The 13,259-nt window shown below is 34.2% G+C and carries 8 protein-coding genes; 4 read left to right on the forward strand and 4 right to left on the reverse strand.

Annotation, left to right across the window (positions count from 1 at the left end; all coding sequences use genetic code 11):
• The first annotated feature begins 23 nt into the window (after positions 1–23).
• Both ACE94K_RS14240 and ACE94K_RS14245 read left to right on the forward strand, forming a co-directional pair.
• Positions 24–548, forward strand: a complete 525-nt coding sequence (locus ACE94K_RS14240) for a hypothetical protein (RefSeq protein ID WP_378173494.1) — start codon at positions 24–26, stop codon at positions 546–548.
• Positions 549–1,991 (forward strand): SLC13 family permease, encoded by a 1,443-nt coding sequence (locus ACE94K_RS14245; protein WP_378173497.1) that lies wholly within the window; start codon positions 549–551, stop codon positions 1,989–1,991. It abuts the gene before it with no gap.
• 114 nt (positions 1,992–2,105) lie between these two features.
• On the opposite strand, the gene ACE94K_RS14250 is transcribed toward ACE94K_RS14245, so the two are convergent.
• Both ACE94K_RS14250 and aroB read right to left on the reverse strand, forming a co-directional pair.
• Positions 2,106–2,819, reverse strand: a complete 714-nt coding sequence (locus ACE94K_RS14250; protein ID WP_378173499.1) for a hypothetical protein — start codon at positions 2,817–2,819, stop codon at positions 2,106–2,108.
• A gap of 45 nt (positions 2,820–2,864) precedes the next feature.
• Positions 2,865–3,935 carry a 3-dehydroquinate synthase gene (gene aroB / locus ACE94K_RS14255; protein WP_378173502.1) on the reverse strand — a complete coding sequence of 357 codons (1,071 nt, stop codon included), beginning with the start codon at positions 3,933–3,935 and terminating at the stop codon, positions 2,865–2,867.
• 166 nt (positions 3,936–4,101) lie between these two features.
• Here aroB and ACE94K_RS14260 point away from each other — a divergent pair, with 166 nt between their 5' ends.
• Together ACE94K_RS14260 and ACE94K_RS14265 are read left to right on the forward strand one after the other, a co-directional pair.
• Positions 4,102–5,277, forward strand: coding sequence for a proline dehydrogenase family protein (locus tag ACE94K_RS14260; RefSeq protein ID WP_378173505.1), 1,176 nt, complete (start codon positions 4,102–4,104; stop codon positions 5,275–5,277).
• Between the two features lie 185 nt (positions 5,278–5,462).
• Positions 5,463–5,840, forward strand: coding sequence for a VOC family protein (locus tag ACE94K_RS14265; RefSeq protein WP_378173507.1), 378 nt, complete (start codon positions 5,463–5,465; stop codon positions 5,838–5,840).
• 8 nt (positions 5,841–5,848) lie between these two features.
• On the opposite strand, the gene ACE94K_RS14270 is transcribed toward ACE94K_RS14265, so the two are convergent.
• Both ACE94K_RS14270 and ACE94K_RS14275 read right to left on the reverse strand, forming a co-directional pair.
• Positions 5,849–8,080, reverse strand: a complete 2,232-nt coding sequence (locus tag ACE94K_RS14270; RefSeq protein ID WP_378173510.1) for a BamA/TamA family outer membrane protein — start codon at positions 8,078–8,080, stop codon at positions 5,849–5,851.
• 32 nt (positions 8,081–8,112) lie between these two features.
• Positions 8,113–13,095 (reverse strand): translocation/assembly module TamB domain-containing protein, encoded by a 4,983-nt coding sequence (locus tag ACE94K_RS14275; protein ID WP_378173513.1) that lies wholly within the window; start codon positions 13,093–13,095, stop codon positions 8,113–8,115.
• Positions 13,096–13,259: the final 164 nt, after the last annotated feature.

The raw sequence follows: 13,259 nt of genomic DNA on the forward strand, positions 1-13,259 counted from the left end.
TTTTAGCTTAAAAACATAAATCAATGATATTAGGAATAGGCTCCAGAATTAAACATCCGACACACGGATTAGGCGTGGTAACTAATGTAACTTCAAAAATGTATTGGGTAACATTTATAGAAAACGGTTTAGAAACTATTGATGTAGATGAAGATTTTGAGGTGATTGATGGCGTAGAAGACGAGGTAGACACCATTAGTTTTTATGAGGTAGAAAGAACCTTTAGAGAATTATTAAAGCGATATAGTGATATCTCAGAAATCGTTCCGATTGCGGATAAGTGGAAAGGAGGAAAGATCATACTGGAACCAGGAGATACAAATTTAGCTTCTAAAGAAATTCCTATCGATACTTTTTTCCATAAGATAGTGATGGTACGGGACCGCATTCGTGTGATGGAACAAAAGATTAATAGCTCGAAGGTTATTGATGATCAGGATAAAGTAGATCTACAACAATACATTACGCGTATGTATGGCAGTTTAACTACTTTTAATGTGTTGTTTAAGAATAAGTCTCAGCAGTTCACAGGAAGTAGTAAAAAATAAATGACAAGATATTCACTGATTAAAAAGATTGGATTGATTGCCGGACCCTTATTGTTTTTGGTCTTGATCAATCTACCTTTTGTACTGGTTTCTGAAATTGCCGATAAGGTAATTTCGGTAGCGGTGTGGATTATCGTTTGGTGGATTACTGAAGCGGTTTCCATATCTGTTACTGCTTTGATTCCACTAATTTTATTTCCGCTTGTTGGAATCTTAGACCTAAAAACAGTTTCTCAAAGCTATGGAAGTCCTATTGTGTTTTTATTCTTCGGTGGTTTTGTAATGGCGTTGGCTTTAGAGAAAGTAAATCTTCATAAACGCATCGCATTATCAATTATTAAGATTACAGGAACTAGTCCGGATCGGGTTATTCTCGGGTTTATGATTGCAACTGCTTTTATGAGTATGTGGATCAGTAATACTGCTTGTACCGTGGTAATGTTGCCTATCGCATTATCAGTCATTGACTTGTTGGTAGAGGATGAGGATGGTTTTACCAAAAATGATCGAAATTTTGCCCTAAGTATTATGTTGGGTATCGCTTTTTCTGCCAATGTAGGAGGCGTTGCTACAATTATTGGAACACCACCTAACTCTGTTTTGGTGGGATTTTTAGAGAATGAGTATCAAATAGAAATTTCTTTTCTTAATTGGATGATATTAGCGCTTCCTTTTTCTATAATGATGATCGGAATTATCTATTTTATAATTGTGAAATGGATTTATCCTAATCGGCTAGCCAGCTTTGCTGCATCAAAAGATGTAATTGATCGAGAGTTAAAGAAACTTGGTAAAATTAAACGTACAGAACGCAGAGTACTTACCATTTTTTGTATAGTTATATTTTTGTGGATTTCTAGAACTACGATTAACGATTTTTTTCCTAACTTAAGATTATCTGATACCGGTATCAGTATGATGGGGGCCTTTGCTTTGTTTGTAATCCCGTTTCGACTAAGTAAAGGAGAATTCACGTTGATTTGGAAAGACACACAAAAATTACCCTGGGGAATACTCATTCTGTTTGGTGGGGGGTTGGCTTTAGCCAGCGGTTTGTCTCACGCAGGTTTAATAGAATTGGTGGCCAATATGATTGCAGCAAATCAGGGATTAAGCTTACTGGTAATTACGTTATTACTGATTGTTTTTATGCTTTTTATGACCGAACTGATGAGCAATGTAGCCTTGGTTGCGATTTTTGTTCCTGTTGTAGCAGGAATTGCGCTAGGTCTTGATATCCCGATGCTTCATTTACTAATCCCGGTTACGATGGCTGCTAGTTGTGCGTTTATGTTGCCCATGGCTACACCACCAAATGCGATTGTATTTGCCAGTGGCTACGTAAAAGTCTCTGAAATGGTAAAAGCTGGATTGGTTTTGAATATCATTTCGGTGATCCTTCTGATCCTGTTGTTTAAATTTTATGTATCGTTGTTGTTCTAGTCTCTAAGTAAATAGTAAAGAATAAATAGTATAGAGAGAAAAGAATAAAGAATAAAGAAAACTAAATGGGTTAGTTAGTATAAAGTTTTTTAATTACTTTCAATCAACCATCAACTATTCATTCCAGGCTTTCAGGTTGCTTATCGGGATTCCAAAGCCCAGGAGTTTATGTTGTTGGGCGAGATACGCACCACTTTTAGTAGTTTTCCAATCTTCCCAGGTGGCTTCAATACCACCAATGGGTAATATAGAAACCCACATTTGATAACTTTTTGGTATATAGTTTTCGTCTACTTTCCATAAATAAGAGTCTCCAGGCGTCGTACCACCAGAACTATAGGTAACCAGTAGACCTTTGCTGCTGTCTTCAAGATCGACTAATTTTCTTGTAACACCTAGATCAAATAGCTTATGTGGTGCGACGATCCAAAAAGAATCATTATTAAAGTTATCCAAAGCTTTTTGAATCATTTTACTTTTCTCCTCGCTAATTAAATCATCATCTCCCAACACTCGACTGTTTTCAGAGTTGATAAGATCCAGATTAGCCTGAAAATCATCTAATTTCACCTCGACTTTTCCAGCCTTTTTGTTCCAGAGATAGTGATTTTTATTCCGAAATGTCCATTGTATATAATCTGTATTTATATACTTATCATGCTGAACCGCCTCCTGAATTTTTAAGGCAAAATTATCGGCTTCAGGACCTGATGTTCCTTCTGGCATCTTTTTATTTAAGGAGAAATAAAGGATTGCTACCAAAAAAATGATAATCACTAATAAACTGGTGAAGAATATTTTGAGGAGTTTAAAGAGTCGTTTTTTCAAGAGGTTTGTTTTTAATTAGGTTTAAAGATATTAAATCAAACCGAATTATAATGAGGCATAGTACTCAAAAGCGTCCATAATCAAATCATCAGAAACAATGCAGTTATATTTAGCATCACCAATGGTATTAAGCAATACGAAATAAATATTTCCCTTCTCATTCTTTTTATCGTGTACCAGTAGTTCCATAATTTTGTTATAATCTTTGGGGTCTATATCAACTTTTGGAAAAGTTGCCAAAATCACTTGGCTTATTCGTGTGAGTTCTTCTTTGGTTAGTGATAGTTGTGCGGCAGAAATAAATCCTTCCAAAATCATTCCGATGGCAATAGCTTCTCCGTGTAATAATTCAGGTTTTTCAGGATGTGTCAAATAAAAAGATTCAATAGCGTGACCTAAGGTATGTCCAAAATTTAAGTACTTTCTAATGTTTTGCTCTGTTGGATCTTCAAAAACAATTTTATTTTTGATCACAACAGAATCATAAATCAATTGATCCAGATCATCTGTGGTAAGTTTAGAGAGATCACTCATTTTTTCCCAATAGCCTTTATCTTGTATCAATCCATGTTTCAACATTTCGGCAAAACCGCTGCACATCTGGTTGACAGGTAAGGTTCCTAAAAATTCAGTATCTACCAATACCATTTCGGATTCACTGATCACACCTACCATATTTTTTAGATTACCTAGATCCACACCCGTTTTTCCACCTACCGAAGCATCTACCATGGCCAAAAGGGATGTTGGTACATTGATATAGTTAATACCACGTTTAAATGTACAAGCAATGAACCCCCCAAGATCTGTAACCACACCACCTCCAAGATTGATCAACAAACTTTTTCTATCTGCTCCATATTCTGCCAATACACTCCAAATACTACTGCAAGTTTCGATATTTTTATTAATCTCGCCTGGTTCTATCTCGATTACTTCAATTTCATAATCTCCTTCTACATTACTCATAAAATAGGCATAACAATTCTCATAGGTGTTACTATCTACAAGAATAAAAATCTTAGAGTGATTCGCTTTTTTTAAATATGTATTTAATGCAGTGTAACAGTCGTCATTAAAATAAACGATAGAGTCTCTAGAAACAATAGGCTTCATATAAGGTGTTTTAAAAGGCTGTGAAATTAAGTAGAATTTGTAATAAAATAAACTTCCAAGTTCTATATTTGCAGATATCTTAAAACAATGAGGTGGTAAATGATAATATCATTATAATTTGGTTGAATTCACTCTTTTTGTTATGAATATTTAATATAGATACTTGATGAAAGAACGTACTTTGTTTGATAATACAGAGACCGCTTTTGCTCTAAAAAGTGATTCTGAACTAGAGAGAGCTTATTTTCTTTTTAAAATGATTGCTAATGAGCCACTTGTGCGGATCGGTACTGCGGTAACGAACTTTGCTCTTAAAGCACATTTACCGGTTAAAGGATTAATTAGGGCCACGGTATTTGATCATTTTTGTGGAGGTGTGGATGAAGAAGATTGTTTGCCTGTAGTAGATAAAATGTACGAAAAAGGCAGAGTTTCGTCTGTATTGGATTATTCTGTAGAAGGAAAAGAAGAAGAAGCTCAGTTTGATCACGTACTGGAAAAAACTATGGAGATTCTTGATTTTGTGGATCAAAAAGAGGCAATACCGTTCGGAGTATTTAAACCTACCGGATTTGGACGTTTTTTGGTCTGGCAAAAGAAAACAGAAGGCACTCCGTTAACCGCAGCCGAAGAAAAAGAATGGAATAGGATAGAAGAGCGTTTTGATCAGGTGTGTAGAAAGGCATATGAATGTGATGTGCCTCTTTTAATTGATGGAGAAGAAAGCTGGATGCAGGATGCTGCAGATGAGTTGGTAGCAAAAATGATGGCCAAATATAATAAGGAGAAAGCAATTGTGTATAATACTCTACAATTGTATAGACACGATAGATTCGACTATTTAAAAAAATTACATAAAGAAGCTAAAGAATCAGGATACAAGATTGGAATGAAGATCGTGCGTGGTGCTTATATGGAAAAAGAAAACGATCGCGCTTTGGAAAAAGGATATCCTTCACCAATTTGTGAAAGTAAAGCTGCCACTGATCTAAATTTCAACACTACACTAGAATATACATTACAAAACCTTGAAGATATTTCGGTCTTTATTGGTACTCATAATGAAGATAGTTGTTATCAGGCGATCGAGTTAATGCGAACACAAAAAATAGTGAAGAATGATCCAAGGGTCTGGCTGGGGCAGTTATTCGGAATGAGTGATCATATAAGTTTCAATCTGGCTGCAGAGGGTTATAATGTTGCTAAATATTTGCCTTTTGGTCCTGTAAGAGACGTGATGCCGTATTTGATTCGTAGAGCAGAGGAGAACACTTCGGTTGCAGGACAAACGACCAGAGAATTAGATTTATTATCCAAGGAAAGAAAAAGACGAAAGTTGTGATTTTTGAAATGTTAAATTCGGGTTACGTGTAATGCAACAATTTAATGTTAACGATTCTTCAGTCAAAAGATTTACTAAAAGAATAAATATAGCTTCTTTTCCCCTTGTGAGGAAGATGTCTGGATGTATTTTGACAGAGAGATAAGTGTTGTATAAAATTTATTATATGTAATCATTTTTAAGCAATGAACCTAAATCAAGTAACAGTCCCATCATTTAACGTAGAGCAATCTATCACGTTTTACGAAAAACTTGGTTTACGATTGATTGTAAAAGCATTACCTCATTATGCACGTTTCGAATGTAAGGAGGGAGATGCTACTTTTTCGATTCATCAGGTTGAAAAATTACCTGTTGGTGATGGAGTTTATGTATATTTTGAAACAGAACAACTCGATAAAGAGGTAGAACGATTACTTAATGAAGGAATCCATTTTGACCAAATGCCAACCGATCAGAGATGGTTATGGAGAGAAGCCAGATTAAAGGATCCTGATGGAAACCAAATCATTTTGTATTCTGCGGGCGATAATCGTAAAAATCCGCCTTGGAGGATCAAATAAAGTCCCTTTTAAAAAGGATACCCAATGGCAAAGTTTAAAATTGGATTAGCTACATCAAAATCGAATCCCTTTTCTACTTCTGATGGATCCAAGAAGGGAGCAGCAAGATCAAATCGTATCACAAAATTCTGAATATCAACTCTCAACCCAACGCCGGCTCCGGCTCCAAGCTCACTTAAGAAATTTGAAGAAAACTTTCCACCGGATAATGCGTCGTTTTCTTCCATCAACCAAACATTACCAGCATCAGCAAAAACAGCTCCTTTTAGGTAAGGTATAATGGGAAACCTATATTCCAGATTAGCCTCTAGTCGAATGTCTCCAGATCTGTCAAAAAAGGATCCTGAATCTCCTTCGATAGGAGTATAGGTTCCGGGGCCAAGTGATCGTATTCTAAATGCCCTAACGCTAAACGGACCTCCAGAAAAATATTGCTTAGAAAAAGGTAAAGTTTCAGAGTTTCCATAAGCCAGACCCCAACCACCAAACAGACGAGTCACTAATTTTTGATCTTTACCTAAGCTAAAGTGATATCTAAAATCTATATCAGCTTTAACGTATTGTGCATATTCTAAATCTAAAAACGTTTTAGAACTTTTTCCTCCGGTTTCTTTTCCAAATAGACTTATGGTATTTCCGGCGATATCAAAATTAAAATTAAAATATAGTGAATTTCTAATAGAAGAATCATTGAGTTCGTTATATGTAAAAGAGTAGGTGAGTCCGGCAATAAATTGTTGTTCAAAACTACTTGCCAAAAAAGGATTTTCATTCAGAATATCTTCAAATTCTTGTGTTGTGTTAGAAAGATTGACATAGTTGATACTGATTGGATCCAGTTCATGGTTTACAAAGCGATTGGCATTCCAACTATATCCAAAGGTAGCATTCAAAGAATTTAGGCTATACAATTTACTTCTGTTAAGATATTCGAAACCTGCACTAACAATGGTTTTTGGAACAGCATATTTAAACCGATCTATAATTTCAATCGGAAATAGCAACCTAGGAAAAATCAGATCTGATTTTAATCCAATTTGTGTGCTGCTAAGCCCTCGGTTTTCATTACCTGATAATTGTGTTTCATATCCTAGAGAGGCCGTTATGTTTAGTGTTTCTCCTCCTCTAAAAAGATTTCTGTTGGCATAAGTAACGAGTAGATTAGGACCGACAAAATTATTGGATTTTGAAACTGCCTGTAATTCTGCTCTGATTGCACGCTTATTAAGGGGTGATAAATAAATATTGGCGGTAAGATTACCTTCGCCTGTACCGTTTGCACCAGTATCCAAAACATCATATTCTATATTTATAAATTTATAAGTTCCTATAGACGATAATCGATTGCTGGTTCTTTTAGAGATGGTAGGATTATATAATTGACCTTTCTCAAAAAGAATGTAAGACTCTAAACGCTTTGGTTTAAAAAATTCTTGACTTTGAATAAAATTAATATTTGAATATTGGGTGGTATCCTTTGAAATACTATCTGTATCTATAGAATAATTAGGGTACACATTTACTTTGTTAATTCGGTAAGGAACCAGCGACTTTTCAGGAACATCTTTTTTTAATCGTAAGAATAGATCATAACGCTTGTTTTTATATTGATTGGTATCCGCTTCAAAAATTAGAAAGTCCGCATTGAAGTTATAATATCCTTTAGCTTTAAGTGATTTATCAATCCGCTCTCTTTCTAATTCAAAAAGAGCTAAATCAAAACGATCTCCTTTATTGATAGGACTACTCGCAAAAGTTGATTTTATATCCTTTACAATAGGATATCGTATAGAGTCTAATTGATAGGTCTCTAAGGTGTATGGCCTTCTAATAGAAACATTATAGGCGATAGAAGCTGAAGCACTGTCTTTATAGACTTCAGAATTAATTATATTTCTAAAAAAACCTCTATTTTCCAGACGATTATCTATCAACTCTGTGATACGATCCCTATCTATATCAGACAGGTATACAGGTTCTTCTCCAAAGGTATTGTATAAAAATTTATTGATAAAACCCGGATGTTCTTGTTGATTTTTGTAATAAGCGTATAATCCCAACTTGACACCTAAAATTTTGGTGTTAGGCTCTGGTCCTACTACGGTTTCTACTTCCTGTTCAATGGCCTTCAGGTTCTTGACTTTTTCATCAGTTTCTAAGGACAAGGTTGCACCTGTATATAGTTTTTCACCATCAGGAATAAACCTTTTAACTCCACAAGAATACTGCAGAAGTATCATACTTATAAGAAATAGGAAACTTTTATTCAAGGTTAGTTTTCTTTTTTATTACGTTTTTGTTCCTCCAATTCTCTTACAGATTTGGAAAATAATTCTTTGAATTTATTAAATTCTCTATTAAAAATAAATGCAATTCCGGTTACTACCAATTGCCCATCAATTACACTTTCGAACTCATTCTTTCTAAAGCCTTTCAGCCGATATCTTCCATTTTTGGTTAGTAAATATTCCAGACTTACGTTACCTATCACCGGAGTGCTTTCTCCTGTGTTTTGACTACTTCCTTCGATATCGACATCACTTCCTACCTGTACAATTAATCGATCATCAAATAATCTTTTTTGTGCATTGATCTCCAGTTGTGTTCTATTTTGCGGAGCGTTTCCTTGATAATCTGTATAACTGTTTAAGCCAAAATCCAGTTCGATTCCGGTATCTCCGATTAGTTTTTCTGAAAAATTATTAAGTTGTCCAGATAGAACTTTGTTTACGTTGTCTCTTGCTATAGAAACGGCACCTCCATTACTACCATCACTACCTGATTCTGGAAAGAATCTATTTAATACTAAAAGCGAAAACACTTGTTTGTTTAGAGCTTCTTCTTGATTGTTGAGCTGTTGCACCTGTCCGTATACCTCTCCGCCCAATGCGCCCTGCTCGTCTTCGGGCATGTCTAATTGAAATGAAATTTCTGGTTCTAAGAGTTCTCCATCTACATTTAGATATACCAGAAAAGGAAGTTTTTGTCTGAATCGATTGACTACACCAGCAGATTCTCCAGAAGTTTTTGCAGCCATTAAGGAAGCCGCTGATGTTTCGACGTTATAGATTGCAGTCACATCCAGCTTAGCATCTAGTGGATCCCCCAGCCAGGTTATAGATCCACCGGGAGCAATCGTAAATTTTCGTTTTACTAAATTGTATAAGCTTACTTCATAGTGTCCATCATTGATATCATATCTACCAGATAGTGTTGTTCTACCATTGGGTTCCATACCAAACTTAAACTCTCCTTTGCCAGAAATCTGAAAGTTATCTTTACTTCGTTCATCGATTATGATTTTAAATACCGAGCCTTTATCAATTTTCAACTTTGTATTAACGTCGTATCCTTTTAGTAATGCTGTGGAATATTGATCTTCTTCGACTCGAGTAATAATGGCGTCAGGGTTTTCACGATTTACAAATACTACGACTCCTTCTCGTTCTTTGATTTCTAGTTGAGATTCAGGGACGATTAAGGTAAAGTTTGATCCTTCATCTATTGCAAGATTACCTCTTATTTTGGGTACGTTTAAATCACCTTGAATTTTTAAATCCGCGGTGATTTTTACTTTACCAAAGAACAGATCATTGTCTTCTCTGGTCGCATTCAATATCTGGAAATTTTTAGTATTAAGGGTAAGATCAAAATTTGGATTAGTTAATTTTTTTGTTTCTATTTTTCCGTCAAGAGAAAAGGTATTTTGGTTACTATCGGCAATCGTAAAATTGTTTAAAAACAATCCTGAGTTATCAATTTTGATATTTTCTTCAGGTAATGTGAATCTTGTATTCAAAGTATTCACGATCATACTGGTATTTTCAAAATGAAAAATGCCGTTGTATAAAGGATTTAGAGTTGTTCCTGTTATTTTTGCATTTCCGGTGATTAAACCTTTTGTGTCCGAAATCTGATCGTCAATAAACTTCTCTATTACTTTTACATTTAGTCTTTCGAGTTTAAAATCAAAATTGATGTCCGCCGCTTTTTCTCTTGCTTTATAATCTCCTTCAAGACTTAGTTTAGCATTTTCTCCGTTAAGTGATAACGTAAGATCGTAATTTTGAAAGCTCTTAGAGGTAGCATTCAAATTTAGATCGCCCAGAGGTATTTCAGTAACCTCTAAATTACCTATCTCAAGATCAGCCACTAATCCGGTTTCATCAAATGGATTTTCGATAATTAATTTACCATTAACAATTCCATTTGCAAGGATTTCATCGTTACTAAGAATAGAGGTGAAGGTAGAGAGATAAAATCTGTCGAAAGAAATACTCACATGTTTTTTATCAATAGAAGGATCGTTTGAAGTTATAGATATTTCTTGTTGGTTTTGAGATAGTTGAAAATCTCGAAATTCCAGATGATTTTTCGCAATGGTAATTTGATTATTGGAAGCGATTGACCAAGGATTTTTATCGAAAACTATAGATGATGGATCGATATGGTAGTATAGAGTATCATTTTTTAGTCGTAACTCTGATCTAAGATATGCAATCTCGTCTGTCTCATTGTTTGTCCTAAAATCCAACAGTAAAGTTTGATCTTTAAGTACGCCTTCAAACGAAGTTTTATTGATATGAATGGGATCTGATAAAATATTTGTCCATCTCATAGAAAAATTCAAATCCTTCTGATCACCGTCGATGTTTAAGCTAAGGCCATCTAAGCTAGTACCATTATAGTTTAATGAAGGGGCGTTTAAACTTACGTTAAATACTTCTTTGTCTTCTATGAATTTAATACGTGCCGTAATGGAATCTAACTCCTTAATTCCCGGTAATAGGATATCACTTACCACTGGTTTTTCTCTAAGGACCAGATCCATATCAATCTTTACCGACTTACTAATAGTGTCTTTTATCCTGGATGTTGAAATATAAGTTTTCAATTGATTTTTTAAGGAAGACGATATTTGCTCTAACCCTGTATTTGCAGATAAATTGGCATTCAGAAATCTACTATCTATCGATATTTTTGATTGGTTCTTATTGCTAAGCGCATTGATTTGTATATCACTTACGGGATAAGGTTCATTTGCCTTTACCACTAAGGCATCTTCGATCTTGCTATCTAGTTTAAAATTTTTTGCGTTTCCCTCAAAATCAAAAAATAATTTAAATTGTGTTTTAATAATATCTTGGGTAACTCCCAATCCATTTAAGTCGGCACCTTTTAGATCTACAACTCCATCAAATTGAGGTGAAATCGAATCTAAGACAACATTTGTATCTAAAAGAAAGTTAAGATTATTATCCTTAAAATTAGCTTTGACCTTACCTTTTCCATTAGTTAGTTTACCATCCAGTTGTAAATCTGAAAAGTCGTATTCATTCAAGGTTAGTTGTTTGAAATCAGAATCTAAGGTAGCATTTAAGGTGTTTATTGAAGTTCCTGATCCAGAGATGTTAGCAGCAACAGTAAGTGGGCCAAGCTGTTCATTATTCAGTAGGTTCTGTAACTGAAGCTGTTTTATATTTACATTGCCATCAAATGAAATCTTGTCTTTATTATAATAATTTCCCTTTACAGCAACAGATCCCATAGAGGTCCTTATGTTCGTTGTGCCTTTTAATTTTTGAACTGATCCTGAGATCTGACCCTCAACGATCAATTTCTTAGGAATGGAGATACCTAAGTCTTTTTCGTTAATAAATGTTCTTATATCTTGATTTGTTGAATTGACACGGTAATAAAGAGAATCTAAAGTGATTTCGTTTCCCGTGAGAAGGTTTTTAAGTCTTCCATTTACTTCTAATGTTGTTTGGGTTCCCCAGGAAAGTCTTGGAACTTCAGTTTTCAAATTAGAAATTTTTCCGTTTGCAAAGAAAGAGCCTCCAATTGTTTTTTGTGCCAAAGAGTCTATGTAAGCGTTTTGCGCCAAATCTGATTGAAAATAGTATGCATCGCTTATGCCAAGATTAACGGTATCCAGTCCAATTTTAAAAGTTGATCTTTCAGGACTCTTTATAAATTCAGCGAGCGAATTATAAGAAACAAGTACAGAACCTTTTAGATTACTAGTATTTGTGCTAATCGCTATATTTTCTATACTTAATTTTGAAGACTCATTAATTTTAATTTTAGAAGAAAGATGTTGTAAGTTAAACCCACTGCGATCAATAAATGAAACTTTTTGTAACTGGATATCGGCTTTACCCTTAGCAAGCTGCAAGTCATTTGCAACAAAATTAAGTGATTGTAAATCAATATATTTCGAATTGAATTCTTTGGGATTAACTGGTGATAATGTATTTCGATATAGAAAAGAATTGTTTTGCAAAGATATTTTATCCGCTTGTACGTTTAAATCAGGCCAATTAAAATCTTGATCTTTTTCAGGTATACTTTCTGCTCTTTCACTTAAGTCGGTAAAGGATATTTTAGAATCGGAAAGAGTTAGTAGTTCTGTACTGTATTTTTGCTGCTTTAAATCCACAATGCCTTTTTCAATTTTTAATTTTTCTACATCTGAAGAAAAATTAATTTTATTAGGAATGGATTCGTAATGTATTTTTACTTCGCTTATATTTAATTCTGTAGTTTTGATCAAAGGTAAAATAGAGTTTCCCGAAGTTGTATCTGTTGGAATTGTTTTAGTCTGTTTAAACTCAATATCCGAATCTTTAAAATTTAGTTCATCGATTTCAAAGTTCATTGAATCGAGATTAAAAGTATCAACATCTAGTTCCAGAGATCCAAGTTTAATTTTGCTATCAACTCCAAGCGTTTCATCTAAGAAATTAATATCGAAATCAGATAGAGAAAGATCACCGATTTTTATCGGTACACTGGATGCTGTTTCCTGTGGTTCAATTGGAGCTGTGTCAGAATTAAAAGCGTCTATTATAAAAGCGAAATTGTAAGAATTGGTTTTTTCAGTTTTGATAATGTTAGTGTTAACACCACTCCACTCTAGGGATTTAAGATGATAGCTTTTTCCACGAATTAAAGGAATCAAAGCTAAGGAGGCTTCCAGTTTTTTTGAATATAATAAAGTGTCCTGTTTTTGATCTTCTATATAAAGTCCTTTTACCAAGATATTTCCAGAAAAAGTTACATATGCCTTGTCAACCGTTATCGTAGTTCCTGTTTTTTCTGATGCATAGGAAACTAACCTATTAACGATGATATTCTGACCCCACTGACTTCTAATAAATAAAACTAAAAGGATAAAAATTAAAAGTAATCCTGTAACAATTTTAGATAATCCTTTTATCCATTTATATTTCTTCTTTTTATTATTATTCACCGGGTATGTGCACCTTTTAAAATCAATTCTAACAAAAGTACATTCTTAAAAGTTAATCTCGTTTGAATTTTATCTTAATATGATCTTAATGATATGGATTGGTTTAAAAGTTTTAGCATATCAGTTAAAAAAGCACTAATTAGCAAATGTTATAAAGGAAATAA

This window comes from Aquimarina besae (assembly GCF_042434905.1).
Taxonomy (GTDB): Bacteria; Bacteroidota; Bacteroidia; order Flavobacteriales; family Flavobacteriaceae; genus Aquimarina.